12 protein-coding genes are annotated in these 17,070 nt (G+C 53.9%); 2 read left to right on the top strand and 10 right to left on the bottom strand.

Features of this window, described 5'->3' with window-relative positions; genetic code table 11:
* Positions 1–4 precede the first annotated feature (4 nt).
* Positions 5–1,726 (bottom strand): asparagine synthetase B family protein, encoded by a 1,722-nt coding sequence (locus Q3O59_RS03650; RefSeq protein WP_305944276.1) that lies wholly within the window; start codon positions 1,724–1,726, stop codon positions 5–7.
* A gap of 352 nt (positions 1,727–2,078) precedes the next feature.
* Between Q3O59_RS03650 and Q3O59_RS03645 the strand changes: the two genes are divergently transcribed.
* Complete coding sequence (locus tag Q3O59_RS03645) at positions 2,079–3,683, top strand: phosphotransferase (protein WP_305944275.1); 1,605 nt, start codon at positions 2,079–2,081, stop codon at positions 3,681–3,683.
* 27 nt (positions 3,684–3,710) lie between these two features.
* Here Q3O59_RS03645 and Q3O59_RS03640 read toward each other — a convergent pair whose 3' ends face one another.
* The 9 genes from Q3O59_RS03640 to wecB all read right to left on the bottom strand — a co-directional run bounded on the left by Q3O59_RS03640 (position 3,711) and on the right by wecB (position 15,454).
* Entirely contained in the window at positions 3,711–5,141 is a 1,431-nt protein-coding gene (locus tag Q3O59_RS03640) for an oligosaccharide flippase family protein (protein WP_305944274.1), read from the bottom strand.
* A complete protein-coding gene (locus Q3O59_RS03635; RefSeq protein WP_305944273.1) occupies positions 5,141–6,247 on the bottom strand; it encodes a glycosyltransferase in 1,107 nt (368 codons plus the stop codon). The genes Q3O59_RS03640 and Q3O59_RS03635 overlap by 1 nt, the downstream gene beginning before the upstream one ends.
* Positions 6,244–8,178, bottom strand: coding sequence for an asparagine synthase (glutamine-hydrolyzing) (gene asnB / locus Q3O59_RS03630; protein ID WP_305944272.1), 1,935 nt, complete (start codon positions 8,176–8,178; stop codon positions 6,244–6,246). The genes Q3O59_RS03635 and asnB overlap by 4 nt, the downstream gene beginning before the upstream one ends.
* A gap of 7 nt (positions 8,179–8,185) precedes the next feature.
* Complete coding sequence (locus Q3O59_RS03625) at positions 8,186–9,661, bottom strand: O-antigen ligase family protein (protein ID WP_305944271.1); 1,476 nt, start codon at positions 9,659–9,661, stop codon at positions 8,186–8,188.
* Positions 9,662–9,724: 63 nt separating this feature from the next.
* Positions 9,725–10,816 (bottom strand): GNAT family N-acetyltransferase, encoded by a 1,092-nt coding sequence (locus Q3O59_RS03620; protein WP_305944270.1) that lies wholly within the window; start codon positions 10,814–10,816, stop codon positions 9,725–9,727.
* Complete coding sequence (locus Q3O59_RS03615) at positions 10,813–11,946, bottom strand: GNAT family N-acetyltransferase (protein ID WP_305944269.1); 1,134 nt, start codon at positions 11,944–11,946, stop codon at positions 10,813–10,815. The genes Q3O59_RS03620 and Q3O59_RS03615 overlap by 4 nt, the downstream gene beginning before the upstream one ends.
* A gap of 45 nt (positions 11,947–11,991) precedes the next feature.
* Complete coding sequence (locus Q3O59_RS03610) at positions 11,992–12,999, bottom strand: NAD-dependent epimerase (RefSeq protein WP_305944268.1); 1,008 nt, start codon at positions 12,997–12,999, stop codon at positions 11,992–11,994.
* Between the two features lie 29 nt (positions 13,000–13,028).
* Positions 13,029–14,354, bottom strand: a complete 1,326-nt coding sequence (locus Q3O59_RS03605; RefSeq protein ID WP_305944267.1) for a hypothetical protein — start codon at positions 14,352–14,354, stop codon at positions 13,029–13,031.
* A complete protein-coding gene (gene wecB / locus Q3O59_RS03600) occupies positions 14,327–15,454 on the bottom strand; it encodes a non-hydrolyzing UDP-N-acetylglucosamine 2-epimerase (RefSeq protein WP_305944266.1) in 1,128 nt (375 codons plus the stop codon). Before wecB ends, Q3O59_RS03605 begins: the two co-directional genes overlap by 28 nt.
* A 349-nt stretch (positions 15,455–15,803) precedes the next feature.
* Here wecB and wecC point away from each other — a divergent pair, with 349 nt between their 5' ends.
* Positions 15,804–17,051, top strand: coding sequence for a UDP-N-acetyl-D-mannosamine dehydrogenase (gene wecC, locus Q3O59_RS03595; RefSeq protein ID WP_305944265.1), 1,248 nt, complete (start codon positions 15,804–15,806; stop codon positions 17,049–17,051).
* Positions 17,052–17,070: the final 19 nt, after the last annotated feature.

The raw sequence follows: 17,070 nt of genomic DNA, 5'->3' as shown, positions 1-17,070 counted from the left end.
GCGCTCAACCTTGAGTGCCATTGCGGCTGGCAAAGCCAGCCCGATCCGCGGTGTGGGCAAAATAACCCGCCAGCGGCTTTTGTCGCAGCCATTGCCAGACCCGCCAGTAAAACAACAACTGCAGAGCTTGTGCCGGGACCGGCTCGCCTTGTTGCAGCTTTGCCAAAAACCCGGGTTCCACCACGCTATCTTGCTGCTGCCACAGCAAGGGGTTGCTCAGATAGTTCGAGGGCAATGGCTTGCGGTTGCTTGGGTTTAACCGCAATAACTTCATCAGCCTGGGCCGCTGTTGTAAAAAGTGATGAGCAGACATGCGCCCCATAAACAAATGATCGGAAAGCCTTCGGGATTGCAGCAAATCAGGCTTCGAGCCGTGCACAACCGGAAAATGCAATGCGGCCGGATCAATCTTACGATACAGCTGCTGATAAAATTGGTTGCCTTGCTTGCGGGCTGGATCGATTGCCATGGTTGCCAACAGATAGTCACGGGTCATGCCTGGCATGCAGACTCTGGATTTTTGCTGAAAGACTTTAAAGGGGTTTAACCCGTATCGATTCCGGGTACGGTGGGCGTAGTTAAATAACGCAGTGCCATCGCTGTCGTTGCTAAAGCTGGCTTTTTGTTGCTGCCATTTGCTTTCAAAGGCCTGCCACATCTCAGTTGCATGGGACTTGCCAAACACCAGTTCGGCATCACGCCAAATCCGGTGATGATGCCATTTAATTTTTGTGGCCTGAAACTCATCAAAGTCATCTTCACTGGCTTTTAAGGTTTTACCCGGCAACAACCCTTCCCACAACACATCAGCCTCGACAAAGTGCGCCACCTGACTGATAAAGAGATAAAGGCTGGGTACCAGACCTTCAGAAGCCTCAAGGTAATCCAGATAAGCAGGCGTGGAGAAAAAGTCTTTCTCAGGGCTAGCCAGCTGGTAAGGGATCTTTAAGTGACGAGCCACGGCCATGGCAGAGCGGCCATCCAAATCCAGGTTCTCGTCTGCGTGCGAGACAATGATCGCATTCAGATCGAGGGAGCGCTTGCTTAACAAGAAGGCAATCAACCGGGAATCATAACCACCACTCAATAAAATGCTGTGTTGTTGCTGCTGACAGGGTTGCAATGCCAGGTCCACACTTTGATGCAAGGTTTCCAGCACTTCAGTAATGCTGCCTGAGCTGCGGCGATAGTCAAAGGTCCAGTAAGTCTGTTGCTCGACCCGGATGGGATCGGGCTCAACCAGCATCAGGGTGGCGGGCGGCACTCGTGCTACATCGCTGGTCAGGGTATCCGAGCCAAAGGTATAGCCCAGGGCTAAAAAAGCGCCCCAGCCGACCGGACTGTGATCCCCGACAAAAGCCCGGGTGCAATCTGAAAAAACCACCTCTGTGCTGCTTTGCTTCCAGTACAAAGGCTGCAAGCCCAGGATGTCTGTGCACAACACCAACTTGCGGGCTTTGTCATCCCAGAACAGTGCCACAAAAACCCCTTCCCGCTGCGGCAGCTCTTGCATCGCCTGCTGCCAGTTGGCGGGCATGGGATCAATGGCTGGCAAGGGTGTGCCAAGCACCAACAACAGATTATCGCCATCACGCTGTACGTTGCCATTGCTGGCCAGACTGAACGAAAATCGTTGCACTTGCTGCTGTGAGGCGAACTGCTGCTCAAAATAATCGGACGTGGTGTTTGAGGTTTTCTGACCAACCCTGATCAATGACTGTTGCATACGCTTCCTGCCTGCTGCTTGTTTTTAGCTAAAATAGAACTGCGCTGCTCCTGAATTGACCGAAGGCGCTATGTTGTCCCCATTTACACTAGCAGCCAAATACAGAAATGGCTAAATTTTAAGCAGAAAAATACCCGGACATACAACAGAGTTCGCAATGAGTCATCCAGCATTGGCTATGTAAATAATCGGTTGGTAAATGTTTAGCTTCGCGTGCATCGAAATAGTATTTATCCTGAACTGTGATCTTGGTATCATACAAAGGTTGCCGTATAGAACTGCACGTCAGTGAGATTGCTTACGCTTTTTGCATCGGTAATAGCCATCAAATGAAGTGATATAGGAAGTTGTCGTGCAGCTACCCAAAGAAGTTATCCCCCTCCTACCCATAACAACCAGCAAGGCACAGGCACTGTCACTCTGGGTACAACCGGGTCATGTTGCACTGGGTAGTCTTAAAGAGTTTCATACACGACAGCAGCTGACCGATTGGCTCACCGGCACAGAAACAACTGAGCTCTCCAGATTAGAAAATGACTTCGACCAACGGGTTTTGCAAGCAGAGCTAGGTTACACCTTTATTTTTTTGGATACCTTAAGCCCAATGGCCATCAGGGGCCTGGCCACTTGGGTAGCTCGCATTCATCAGGCTGGTGGCCAACTTGGCCGCCTTGTTTTCTTTCGTCGTCTCACCAGCGCCAGCCTGCTGCGTAAAACGCAGGAAACTCAGCTACGACGACGTCTAAGAAAGCTGGCAACAGCTCTGCTGCCAGATCCTGAGCAGTCCATCTGCAAAGCGCTGCCATCATGGCAACAGAACCTGGGTGGCTATCTGGTCGAGCGCGTCCTCGATGGTAGCATCAAACGCTTTACCCCCTGCTCGCGGACATCGGTTGACGCCACTCAAGCGAAAACAAAACACACCTTGAACAAACAGCTGGCAGATCACGCCATTTCATTTGCCATGCAGCCTGCAGAGCAAGCCCCCACACCAGTTCACAGTTTGCTGCATCAGATAGCAACTGCTTTGGCCCCCAGGTCAGTCTCGCTGCAACAGATCCTGGTCAGTCAAAAAGACAAACTAATTTTATTCCTGCAAGCTGGCACCACCATCATTGGTAAAATGACGTTATCCGACAGAGCTGCGTTGGATGCCCGTCATAACGCAGCTGTACTAAAGGAATTGTCGCCCGAGCGTGGCATAAAGATACCGCAAATGCTGCTCGAGACAAAGGTAGAGGAATACGCCAGCTTTGTTGAAACAAGCTGTAGCGGTCTGCCATTAAAAAGCTTAGGGGATATCCAGCTGGAGCAGCAAATTATGTTGCAGGTGTTGACCCACCTTCGCAGCTTTAGCAGCAAACACCATGCTGCAGATGCTTCTCCAAGGCTGTCGCTATTGGAACACAGCTACCAACAACTGACCGGCTTTTTATCCGAAAGCCAACTCAACAAAGTTCGCTACTATTTTGAGCGTTGTTGCTGCTTTCAAACCGTACCGCTTGGGGTTGTGCATCACGATTTAAGCCAAAGCAACGTCCTTTATGACAGCAGCGAAAACGCCATTGCTATCATTGACTGGGATGAGAGCACCTTAGAGGGTCCTTTGCCTCTAAACTTGCTGTCTTACCTGTTCAGTCGATGCAGCAGGCAAAGCAAGAACCAATACGATGCTTTTAAAATGGTACTCCATGCAGATCGTGACGCGGAGCGGCTGGGCGCTTTTACCCAACAAGCCTATGATGCCTTAGGCTGTCCTTTGTCACAGCACCCGGTGTGGACCAGATTGCACTGGTTAATTACCCTGGCGCACCAGGTTCAGTTTGACGGGTTTTCTGGCCGTAGTCACTTATCGGAACACACAGCGAAGATTATTGATCACTTTTTTGACACTGCAAGCAGCTGTGGTATCGACCACAGCCCCCAAGTCGCACAACCGCTTTTTGTCGCAAAATAACATCTTCCGCGCAGAGCTAAATCTTAGCTAGCCTCTGGCCAGCAGACGTTGGATTTCTGCGCTTACCGGATGGCGGCATACAAAAACCAACATCAACCAAACCAGTGGAACCACCAGCAGCAGCAACACCAAAATAAAGGGCAGGCTTTGCTCTGCCACCGGACGCCACAGATCAACCAAAGTCACAAAACCCCAACACAACACCGCGATGAGAAATGCTGGTGATATGGCGCGATAAAAAGCGCGCAACGACAAACCAAGATAGGCTCTTAATGCCAGGCTGGACAGCAGTAGGTCCAACACCCCGGTGACCACAAAGGCCCAAGCAATCATGGTCAAACCATAAGGAAAAGCTTGAATCACCAATACCACGAAGAGCGAAAAAACAATCAACTCTTTGTAGAACATGATTTTTTCAGCATGATTGGCAATCAGCGCCTGAGGAGACAGCAAGTGGATGGCTCTGAACATCGCCCAAATCGCCAGAATACTGGCCGGGGTCGCGGCTTCCAGCCACTGCTCGCCAAACATAATCCGAATGGCTGGCAAGGTCACCACACTGGTCACACTGAGGACCGGCAATATGATCCCCAGCAGCATGTGACTGGCATGGGTGTAAGCCTGCGCCAGATCGGCACCGGCATTTTTCTTTTTCGATAAAAAGGGCTGCACCACAGGGCGAACGCCGGCATAAATAGAATCGGTGACAAAGTTGATAAAGCCCAAACCACGCGAAAACATCGCCACCTGCGCGGTGCTGCCAAGTTTACCGATAATGACATCCGGTGCCGTCAGTTGCATGTTGCGCAGGGTCTTCCCCAGAGTGGTGTATATACCCAAGCTGGCAATGGGCTTCATCTGGCTAAATGCCGGCCACACCAAGCTCTGTTGACGGGTAGCATACATGCCAAGGCAAAAAGTAGTCACAACAGAGACGATATGCCCGATGGCAAGGGCATAGTAACTAAAGCCCAGCAATATTAGGCCAATGGTGCTGACCAGTTGCAGGCAGGCCGCTGTAATGGCTATCAGGCTGATGCGATCAAACTGATACTCCCGACTCAACAGTGCATTGGGAATGCTGATAAAAGGCGCCAATACAAATCCGGTCGACAACATAAAAAAGATAATGCCAAGATTTTCAACCTCAAAAAAATCCGACACCCAAAATGAGGACAGCATAATCAGTGCCCCCAGTGACCAACTGACCAAGATGGTTAAACCGTAGGATGCCTGGATCTTGGCTTTGGTCAGCTCTTTTTCCCGCACCAGGTAGGTGTTGGCGCCGAGCATCCGAAAGTCAGCCATAATCATCACCAAGGCACTGGCAATGGCAAAGGTGCCAATTTCTTCCGGGGTCAGTAAGCGGGCGATGGCAATGGTGCTGATCAGTGAAATAACTTTGATCAGGTATTTACCGGCAGCCGAATGCAAAATAGCAGAGCGAACAGTGCGCATTAATGCCCTGCCTTTAAGTAAAGCGCAGTAAATGCAGTGCAGCAGGCGCTAGCTGAAAATTGCTGCTCAAAGGCGCTCTGCGCTCCCTGCCCCAGCTGAGCATGCTTAGCAGGATTGGCTAACAACTGCACAACGGATCCCTTGAGTGTATCTGCCGTGTTTTGCGCCAGCACCAGACCGCAGTACTCATGCTGCACCACTTCCGGGTTGCCCCCGACATCCGATACCACACAAGGTATCCCCAGGCTCATCGCCTCCAACAGTGTCATCGAGGTGCCTTCACTGAGCGATGGCAGCAAAAACAGCTCCATCAATGCCATGTAGTCGGTGGCTGGGCTTTTAAAGCCGGCAAAGATAACCCTATCGCTGATATTTAATCGACCAGCCTGTTGCTCTAGGTTGTGGCGCTCCGGGCCATCGCCGACCAACAGCAACACCAAATCTGGAAACTCCGGTGCCAGCAAGGCAAAGGCTTCCAGCATCATGGCCTGGTTTTTAATCGGGTCAAGCCGTGCGACTGTGCCAATCACCCGTTGTTCAGGCTTTATGCCCAGCTCTTGCCGGGCTTGGGCCCGGCCTGCTTCGGTGCTGACCAAAGGCTTAATGCCGTTGTAAATCACCTCGATTTTACTGGCAGGAATAAATTCGTACTCGACCAACGCTGCCTTGGTGGCTTTGGAAATGGCGGTAATTTTAGCTGTGGTGGCCGCCATCAGCTTGTTGATCAACCAGGCTTTACGGCGATGACGGTCGGGGAAAAAGCGGCCGTGTTCGGTAAAAATAACCTTCGCCTTGGTGCCTAAAGCGGCAAACCAGCCATAAACCCAGGGGGTGTATTGATGGCAATGCACAATATCGATGCGGTGCGCTTTAATCAACTGGCGGATGCCTTTGATGAGCGCCCAATCAAAGCCTGGCTGTCGGGTCAGCACCTCAATGCCAACACCCTCGCTTTGCAACGCCTGACCAATGGCACCAACGCTGCCTTCAATGCAGCAAATGCGGTGCTCGACTGCACTTTTATCCATGCCACGGATCAGCTGATTGATCACCTGCTCGGTACCGCCAATGCCCATGTCGTAGGTGATGTGCAACACTCGCTTCATGCTGCCGTACCCTCAAATTGTTGCTTCAAAGGAGTTGTGGCACTTAAGGCCGGTTCTATGTAGTGCTGCCACCAGGCTTCAAACACCAGGAAAGTCCAAAGCTCCTGGGTATAGCGGTGATCACCAGCCTGGTGCTGCTGCCACAGCTGCTGCACCTTGGGCAGCACAAAAAACTGCGCCAGCCCCGGAGCCTTGGCCAGCAAGAGTGCATCGCCGATGGGCTTGAGCTCGTGGCACAGCCACTCGGCCAGCGGCACGGAGAAGCCCATTTTTTTACGGTACAAAATATCGTGCGACAAAATGCCTTGCTGACTTTTTTTGAGCAGGTATTTCTTGTCGCGGCCATGCAGCTTTAAACGAGAAGGCACAGTGGCGGCAAACTCCACCAGCCGGTAATCCAGCAAGGGGGCTCTGGCTTCCAGCGAATTGGCCATGGTCATGCGATCCACTTTGACCAGAATGTCGCCCGGCAAATAGGTTTTAAAGTCGGTGTAGAGCACCCGGCCCAGGTGATCCTCGGTATCCGCCGCCTGGTAGGCATCGGTGGTGACTGCCGCCGAGTCGTAACCGGCCAGCTCGCGGGCCAATTCAGGCCGGATCAATTGCGGCCACAGCAGCGGGTTAAAAAAGGCGTTGGTTAAAAAGAACCCCTGCTCCGGGCTAAGCGACAAGGTGCGCAGCAAGCTGTGCGCTTTTCGGGCCGGCGTGCCGGGCAGCTTGGCGGCAAGAGCAGCAAGTGGACTGGCGGCCTGACGCAACCAGGCCGGCAGTTTTTGCCGCAGCTGCTGCTCGGTTTGGTCCACCGCGTACTTGCTGTAACCGGCAAAGTTTTCATCGCCGCCATCGCCGGCCAGCGCCACTGTGACTTTTTTGCGGGCCAACTCCGCCACAAAGTAGGTCGGCACAAAGGACGGATCGGCAAAGGGCTCATCAAAGTAGCGGCTGATGCTTAGAAAGCTGTCGGTGACATTGGCACGAACGGTAAACTCATGGTGATCGGTGCCAAACTGCCGGGCGATCTGTTTGGCGTACTGCACTTCGTCGAATTTTTTCGAATCAAAACCAATGGCGCAGGTGGTCACCGGCTGCTCATTCTGTTTTGCCATACTGGCCACCACAGCGCTGGAGTCCACCCCACCACTTAAAAAAGCCCCCAGTGGCACGTCGCTTACCATGCGGATTTTCACCGCATCGTCCAACAGCGCACGCAGTTGATGCGACAGCTCTTCTTCCGAAGCGGCGCTGCTGCTGGCAAAGCTGAGGTCCCAATAACACTGCTCGGTTAAGCTGCCCTGGTGCCACTCCAGGTAATGGCCGGGTTTCAACTTACGGGCGTATTTAAAAATACTTTTGGGGTCCGGCACGTACTGGTAAAAGAAGAAGTCTTGCAGCGCTTGCAGATTGAGATCGCGGTTAAAAAATGGCAGTGGCATCAAGGCTTTTAATTCCGAGCCAAAGGCAAAGTAATCGCCCTGCTGGTACAGATACAAAGGTTTTTTGCCCAGACGATCGCGCGCTAAAAACAGCTTTTGCTGCTGGCTATCCCAGATGGCGATGGCAAACATGCCATTGAGCCGCTGCAAACAGGCCGGGCCCTGTTGCTGATAGAGCCGCAGCAACACCTCACTGTCGGTATGGCTGACAAAGGTTTCGCCGGCGGCGACCAGTTCATCCCGTAGCGCCTGAAAGTTGTAGATTTCGCCGTTAAACACCATAACATAACGGCCACAGGCCGAGTGCATCGGCTGGCTGCCAGCGGCGGACAAGTCCAGAATACTTAAGCGCCGGTGCACCAGCGCCATCTTTTCATCCCACCAGAGGCCGCCGGCATCGGGGCCACGGTGCAGCATGGCCTCGCCCATGCTTGCAAGCAGCGCTTCGGTCTGCTCTACCGGCTCACCAAAGCGCACAAAACCTGCCAATCCACACATGCTGATGTTACTCCTTGTTGCTGCGCGCTGCTTGCTCGGCCAGCATTTGTTTGCGTAGTAGCGCCTTGGTCACCGGGCCATTGTAGTCGCGCTCCATCACTGGCCCGGAATCCGACTTTGTTGCTAGTGTTGCTGGCTCAGCCTCTCGGCGGCCCAATGCTTTGGCCGCACTGGCTGTTGCTGTTTTTGCCTGATGCTGCAGGTAATAGACATTGCTGGCTGAGGCCAGGAACAAAATCATCCAGAACAACACTTCTGCCCGGGCCCGGTCAATAAAAGTAGCCGCTACCAGAAAGCCAATCAGGGCGCATTCCAGTGCCAGGATTTTGTGGTAAATTTCCGGCCGGCCCTGCTTAATCATGTATTTCTTGGTTTTATGGCTCATCCGAAGTGCTGACAGCAGCATGCCAACAAAAACAAAGAGCCCCAGCCAACCAAAGTCGCCCAGCACCTGGAACCAGGTGGAGTGTGGCACCCGGCGCTCGATGGTGTAGTTGGTTTTGGTAGGGTCCAGATAAATGGCACTGACCGTCGAGTAGCCACCGACCCCCATGCCAAGCGGGTAATCTTTGATCATATCGAAGGTGCCAAACCAAAAATGCATCCGACCCCGACCATCGGCGCCGCGCTGGCCGTATTCATCGGCTTGCAGGGTTTGCATCCGGTTCCAGAACGACTCATCGGTCAGATACAAGGCACCGGATAAGCCCGCGATGACAATAGCTACCGCGGCCATCCGCTGCCGGGCTTTTTGAATGCGGGAAAACAGCATAAAAAATACAAAGAGTGAACAGCCGGCCAGCACCCCTAAAAAAGCGCCGCGGCTGTTGAGCAATACCAGCACATTGACCACAAAGGCACTGCAGATAAAGACCAGTGCCCGGGTTTTCCAATTGCCCTGCCAGGCGTAGTACAGCAATAACACCACGGCTGGCACCAAAGCCGCCGCTGCCAGGTTGGAATCTGCTGCGGTGTCAATCATGCCAATGCCGGACAAGCGGCCCCGGTTGTCACGCCCCATCGAGTGGCCGTAATAGCCGACATAGGCGGCGCCCAACAGGTAGACCCAGATGGCAATGTTCAATAAACGCTCGGTATTCAGCAACTTGTAGGCCACCAGCATCACCACCACCAGACGCCAGAAATAATCGGTAAAACGGCTGTGGGCGGCCGGGTCCAAGGCATAGAAAAAGGCAATGTAGTGCAGCAGCAAAAACACCAGCATCCAGCCAAATACCGGCTGTTTGGTCCAGGGGCTGATTTTGCTGAGCTCCTGGTATTTCGCAGCCAACACCAACAGCATCATCACCGAGGTGATAAAGGAATAGCGCATGCTTGGGATATCTGCGCTCCACCAACGGTTTTCCGGATTGAGCATGTAGACAATCTGGTACAGGAAAAACGCCGCTGCGCCGTTGTAAGCCAACACAGCCACCAAGCCACCGCCGTACAGCAGCAAGAAAAACAGTGCAAACTTAGACATAGCCAACTCCCTGCATGCAGCGGCAGATACGGATCAACACGAATACTGGATAAAGTGTAACCATCATAAGGCAATGTACCGCCGGATACGAGCCCCCAGGCTATTGGCCAGGGTCAGCGGCAACCGCTGCCAGCTTTTCTCCGCCAAAGCGCGCAGCCGGGATGGCCCGGCTTCATCGGCACTGAGCAGATGACTGACCTGACCTTGATTGGGTTGCAGCAATTGCCAGTCGAGCGCAACAGGCTCCGCGCCCCATTGCTTTTTAAAACGGTAAGTGCCTTCGTTGGGAGTGGAGCGCCCCATATCAAAAAAACGCACGCCGTGATCGGCTAAATGCGCTTGCAAGGTCCAGTACAGCAGCATGTTGGGGGCCAGGTGGTTGTAATCGGCCAGGGTCGAGGCCCAGGGGATCACGGCCTGCTGCCCTTGCAGCAATACCAGACCAGCACCGACCACCTGCTGCTCAAACCAGACCAGGCCAATTACAGCCTGCCCTTGCGGGTAATGCTGCAAAATCGCCTCGAACCAGGCCAGACTGTGCGGTGGTGAGCCGAGGCGTTTCATATTGATGCTGTAAACCTGATAAAACAGCTGCACCGCCTGCTGATCGGTGCGCACCTCAGCGGTCAGGCCATTTTTGCTGGCTTTTTTAATCTGGCTGCGCAGCTTGGGTTTGTAGCTGGCGAGCAGAGCCTCGGAGCTGTCGGGTAAGGCTGTCACCATCCGGACTTTTTGACTGGCCAGCGCTGTTGTCTCTGCCTGACCGTAGCGGATTTCCAGCGCCAGCGGCTGATTGCGATGCAGCTGTTGCACCAGTGCGGCTGCAATGGCGGGCGTGGTAGCTGCAGGGCCAGAGAAGTCGCAAAAAGGCTGAGAGATAAGCCGGGTGGCGGCAAAAGGACGCTTAAAATGGACATAGGGCAAAACCCCTATCACAGCAGCCTCTGACTGGCTGCCATCACGTGCGACCAGACACCCTGCCTGATGGCCATAGGCCTGCTGTACCGCCTTGCGCCAACCGCTGTGCAAATACGGACTGGCCGTTTCCAGACTGGCGAGAAAGTTATCCGCTTGATGCGCCTTGGCGGATGCCAGTTCGCTGAATACCAAGTCACTGGTCTGGTGGCTTGCCTGCTGTTCCATCATTCCATTCATTGTCGCTTTCCTACTCCCAACAGTCCGCTAAGCCGTTGCTTGCCAGCTTTAGCGGCGGCTTCCAATCTCAGATCAAATCTTGGGCGCTGCAAACGCAGTTGACACAAACTATTGTGCTCAAACCCCAACTGACGCTTGTAACGCTCATCGCCGGCCATAAAGTCGTAAAAGTCCAGCCCTTCGGCACTGTAGTGCTCAATGCAAAGGCTGTGGCCTACCAAGCCCGGCTTCAGATGTTTGTCCTGCTCTGGTTTAAAACCAGCCAGGTAAAAATACACATGCTGGCGATAACGCAGCTGATAAAACGTCGCCAGATGCTCATCACCGGCCATCAGTGCCAGCAGCTCTACCCCCTGCTGCGGCCAATAGTCGGCCAACATGGCCTGGTGAAAGCCGATAAAATCCGGGTTGCTAAAACCACTTTGGCCCGGGCCTGTACCCCAGCGCTGCTGATGCCAGGGGCCAATGGCGGCAAACCAGGCCTGCGCCTCTGCCAGATCCTGCGGCTTTGCCAGCCGTAAGGCACCTCGCTGTTGATAACGCTTTTTGCTGCGGTTGATTTGATAGCGGCAGTTGGCTGACAAGGAGGCCAGGTAATCCCCGCCCTGAGCTCGCAGCTGCTGCAAATCAACACCAAAACAAGGTGCCTGCCAGTCCAGGACCGCAGTCAGCCCAGACTGGTGCCAGCTCAGGGCTTGTTGCTGCGCTATGCCGGCCAGAATCAATTCATCCCAGCCAGGTTGTTGCAACACAAAATCTTGTGCCGCTTGTTGCACTTTGACTTCCCAGCCTTGCTTGGACAGAACAGCATTGTATTCAATCCAGATTTGATCCTGGCTGTCCACACCGCTTTGATGCAAACGCCACTGCCTGGCAGCAACAAAACCATGGCGGCGCTCAAAGCCAGGGCTGATGATGGCGAGGCCAACCAGCTCAGCGCCCTGCTCGCTACTTTCGTACAGCCGCAGCAAAAAGCGTTCAGCTGGCCAGGTTTTCAGCCAGGTGCCTATCCACTGCCAGGATAAAAAAACTGAACAGTCGGCCAGGGCTTCCAGCTGCTGCCAATCCTCAGCAATGGCGCGCCAATCGCTTAGCGGCTGCCAACGGGTGCTGATGTCAGGCTGCATCATGGCATCGGGTATCCATTCAAAGTTAACCGCCGGCGGTGCAAACGATCAACTCCGGTTCCGATAATAATCCTGATACCAGGCGACAAAGCGCTGCACTCCGGTCGCCACCGGCGTTGCCGGCTGAAAACCAACCGCCTGGCTTAAGTCGTCGATATCGGCATAGGTGGCAGGTACGTCGCCGGCCTGCATCGGTAAAAACTCTTTGATGGCCTCTTTGCCCATCGCCTGCTCAATGTGGCCGATAAAAGTCATCAGCTCGACCGGCTGGTTGTTACCGATATTAAAAATTTTATAAGGAGCGGTACTTTCCGAAGCGATGGCCGGATCCCAGTCTGGGTTGGCTTGTGGGATGCAATCCTGCACCCGCACCACCCCTTCGACAATGTCGTCGATGTAGGTAAAGTCGCGCTGCATTTTGCCCTGATTAAAGACTTTAATCGGCTTGTCGTTGGCAATGGCATCGGCAAACAAAAACATCGCCATGTCCGGCCGGCCCCAGGGGCCATAGACGGTAAAAAAGCGCAGCCCTGTGGTCGGGATGCGGTACAAGTGGCTGTAGCTATGCGCCATCAGTTCGTTGGCTTTTTTAGTGGCGGCGTACAAAGACACCGGGTGGTCCACCCTGTCCTGCACTGAAAAAGGCATCACCGGGTTCATGCCATAGACCGAACTGGACGAGGCATAGACCAAGTGCTCCACCTGTTGCTGCCGACAACCTTCCAGCACATGCAGCATGCCGGTGAGGTTGCTGTCGCCATACACCAGGGGGTTTTCGATGGAGTAGCGCACCCCGGCCTGAGCGGCCAGGTGAATCACTCGTTGGAATTGATGCTGGCGAAACAGCTCGGCCATGCCGTCGCGGTTGGCAATGTCCAGTTCAATAAAGGTAAAGTTGGATTCGGGCAGTAATTGCGCCAAGCGGTCTTGCTTCAGCTGCACCGCGTAGTAGTCGTTCAGATTATCGATGCCAACGACCTGATGACCAAGCGCCAGCAACCGCTGGCAGACATAAAAGCCGATAAAACCGGCCGCACCTGTGACTAAAAACTTCATGCTTCATCCTTGGTTTGAAAGGTCATTGGCTAATCCTTGCCACGGTAGAGCGGCATTGCCCCTAATTTTTGCTGGAGTGCCGCCAGTTGCTTTTGATAAGCCTCGGACTCCAGGTTGGTATAATAGCGGATAAAGTGCTCATATTGAATACCCTCCTGCAGTGCATCGAAAGCGGGCAGCAAATCGCTGTCATCAATACCGCGAGCAAGTTGTTGTTGCAGCCTGGTCGCTGAAGCTTTGGAGCTTAGGGCCTGGCTGGCAAAGTACAAACCGGCTTTATCCGCCAGTAAGTCGACAAAGCTAAAGCCGCTTCGTCCCGGGTTGGTATCCAGCAACTCCTTCATCTCCCCTGCCAACCAGGCAATTCTTCGGTTACTGAGGGCTTCAATCGCCGCCGAATAGACAAAGTGCAGCAGCAAGTCTTCCCGCCCGGCCAGGGTTACCTGGATGGACGACGATAACAAACCTTGCCCCTCGCTACTGCCCCAAAACAGCCAGCGAAAATGATCGGTGCCAAAAAAACTGGCCAGTGCCAGCAAAGCAGCCCGATGCTCATGCTGCAGCGAGCTGCCCGACCGCTGGCTTTGTTCGCCAGCCAACTGAAAGGCCGCCATCAGGTAAGCACTGAGCTCGGTGGCTGCCGTGTCGCGCTGAAACTGATACAGTTGCTGCTGGTAGCGACGCAGCTCTGCCGGGGCAATGGCGGTGAGTTGCTGCAGTGGTGACCAGTCCTGCGTATCCTGTTGTTCATCCTCGGATAACACCAGCCGAAAACGAACCAGCTCCGGCGTGATGCTGAGCTGCTGAATGCCGGCGAGCAGCTCTGCCAGCTCATCACTGGCCGGTAGCACAGAGCCAGAAAGGCGTAGCGCAGGCAGCAGCCAAGGGCCCGGCACCCTGAGTTTGCCCAGTTGCAGCCGGTGCAGCCACTTAGATTCGGCATCACCTGCCTGCAGTGTCAGGTTTAGATAAGCACGGCCGGACCAAAGTGGGTAGCTGACACGAAGCTCTGCCTGCTGCTCGGCCAGCATCAGCTGAGTGCTAAACTCTGGATAAGCATGCCCAGCAATCGCCAACAAAGCTTCCAGCTCAGGCCGGTGCAATTGCAGGCTTTCTGCTTGTAAAAACTGCTTTATAGCGCGCTGACCTGCAGCTTCCGCCAACAGCGTTGTGCCTGGTGTAAGTTCGGTGTTGGCTTGTGCACGAGGACTTCGCTCGATGATTACTACCAACAGCAAAATTGCCAACAGCAAAGTACTTAGCAGCGCTATTGATGCACATTTGAACAAGCGCCTGAACCAGTACGGTGTCATGCCAGGGCGACCAACTAACCGGGTTTGAAGGTACTGAGGCATTGGGCAATCTGCTGACAAGCGGTACCATCACCATATGGGTTATGGGCCACACTCATTTGCTGATACCAGGCCGTATCGTCCATCAGGCGGGAAACCTCCCGGACTATGCTGTCTGTGTTCGTCCCTACCAACAGGACAGTGCCTGCGGCAACGGCTTCTGGCCGTTCGGTGGTATCGCGCATCACCAGCACCGGTTTGCCCAGCGATGGTGCCTCTTCCTGAATGCCACCCGAATCGGTTAGCACCAGGTAAGATTGGCGCATCAGATAGACAAAAGGCAGGTAATCCTGCGGTTCAATCAGATGAATATTGGCTTGTTCGCCGAGTAAGCGATACACCGGCTCGCGCACATTGGGGTTGAGATGCACCGGATAGACAAAGTCACAATCCGGGTACTGCTTGGCCAGTTGCTGCAAGGCGGCGCAGATGTTTTCAAAGCCACTGCCGAAACTTTCCCGGCGATGGCCGGTGATCAAAATCATCCGTCGCTGCTGACCATAAGGCAGCTTGGCCGACAATTGCTGACGCAAGGCATCGTCCTGATCAATTTTTTCAACCACCGCCAGTAAGGCATCGATCACCGTATTGCCGGTCACTTCAATTTGCGTTGCTGGCACACCTTCAGCCAGCAGGTTTTGCCGGGCGGTCGCTGTGGGTGCAAAGTGCAACTGGGTCAGGACTCCGGTGAGTTTGCGATTGGCTTCTTCGGGCCAGGGGCTGAACAAGTCACCGGTTCGCAAACCGGCCTCGACATGACCAATGGCGATTTTTTCGTAGTAACAAGCTAAAGCCGTAGCAAAGGTGGTGCTGGTGTCACCGTGCACCAACACCAGATCCGGTTGCCAGTCACGCAACACGGCTTTTAAACGCTCTAAAATGGTGATGGTGACATCAAACAAATCCTGCCCCGGTTTCATTATGTCCAAATCGTAATCCGGTTGGATGGCAAATAAATCCAGCACCTGGTCCAGCATCTGCCGGTGCTGCGCCGTGACACAGACACGGTTGTCGATGCCGGGGGCCTGCTGCAATTGAGTAACCAGAGGCGCCATTTTGATGGCTTCCGGGCGAGTTCCGAACACAATCAGTGTTTTTAGCATGGGGTGACCTTATCCTTAATGCTGGACCATGAGCGAATATCCTAAGCGCGATGGTAGCAAAAAAATACCATCCAAGGTGAAGTTTTTGCTGCCAACCCCTTGCAAACCGTGCCCTTCGCTGCGACTGGCTATTGCGCTTTAACCGGCTATCGTTTAGGCTGATAATTATTTTTGACAGGTAAGTCGAACAGGCAGCAATGGAGTGCGGGCATCTGCTTTCGTAGTACAGTTTCCCGGCTTAGACAGCGTCGCTGGCCCTTGCTGGTATCGTTCGATACAACCACGGACTGGTCGCTCTTTGGTGACTGGTTAGTAACCATCACCCACCCAGGTGGGAAGCAAGGAATCTATGAAGCAAGAATTCAGTAAAGTCTCCGTCATTGGTTTGGGCTACATTGGCTTGCCCACGGCTGCAGTGATCGCCTCACGCGGTGTCCAGGTGCATGGTGTTGATGTCTCCGAGCACGCCGTTCGTACCATCAACCAAGGCAAAATTCATATTGTTGAGCCCGATCTGGACATGCTGGTACAAGCAGCGGTCTCAACAGGCAAACTAAAAGCTGCGCTGAAGCCCGAACAAGCCGATGTCTTTATGATTGCCGTACCCACTCCGTTTCAGGATGGGAAAAAACCCGACTTGAGTTACATTGAAGCTGCGATTCAAGCCATTGCCCCTTACCTGGAAAAAGGCAATCTGATCATCCTGGAGTCCACCTCGCCAGTTGGCACCACCGAGCAAATCGCCCGCTGGTTGGCTGAGCTTCGCCCGGATTTGACCCTGCCGCATCAGGACCCGGAGCTGGCGGATATTTTCATCGCACACTGCCCCGAGCGGGTATTGCCTGGCCGGGTGTTGCAAGAGCTGGTCAGCAATGACCGCATTATTGGTGGCATCAGCCCACGTTGTGCCCAGCAAGCCATGGCACTGTACCAATTGTTTGTCCGTGGCGAGTGCCTGATGACCGATGCCCGTACCGCCGAGATGGCCAAACTGACCGAGAATTCCTTTCGCGACGTCAACATTGCCTTTGCCAATGAGTTGTCGATGGTGTGCGATCACCTGAAAATCAACGTCTGGGAATTGATCCAACTGGCCAATCGCCACCCCCGGGTCAACATCTTAAACCCAGGCCCTGGGGTTGGTGGTCACTGCATCGCGGTGGATCCCTGGTTTATTGTCGACTCGGCCCCCGAGCAAGCCAAGATGATCCGGCTGGCACGCGAAATCAACGATGCCAAACCCCAGTATGTGATAGAGCGGGTGAAAAAGGCAGCGGATGAATTCAAACGTCCGGTGATTGCCTGTCTCGGCCTGGCGTTTAAGGCCGATATTGACGATCTGCGGGAAAGCCCGGCGCTGGATATCGCAAAGCAGCTGAGCGAGCAAGGGGTCGGTGACGTTCTGTGGGTTGAGCCCAACATTCACCAATTGCCGGAAAAATACCAGGCCCATCAGCAGCGGCTGGTTTCACTGCACGAAGCCTTAGAGCGCGCCCATATTTTGGTGGTGCTGGTGGATCACAAACAATTTAAGTCCCTTAAGCCTGGCGATGTTGCTGCCAAGGTTGTCATCGATACCCGCGGCTTGTTTGGTTAACCGGCTGCAAAAGGAGATA

This window comes from Alkalimonas delamerensis (assembly GCF_030717955.1).
Taxonomy (GTDB): domain Bacteria; phylum Pseudomonadota; class Gammaproteobacteria; order Enterobacterales; family Alteromonadaceae; genus Alkalimonas; species Alkalimonas delamerensis.
Note: the sequence above shows the minus strand (reverse complement) of the source record. Positions and strands in the feature narration are given on the sequence as shown.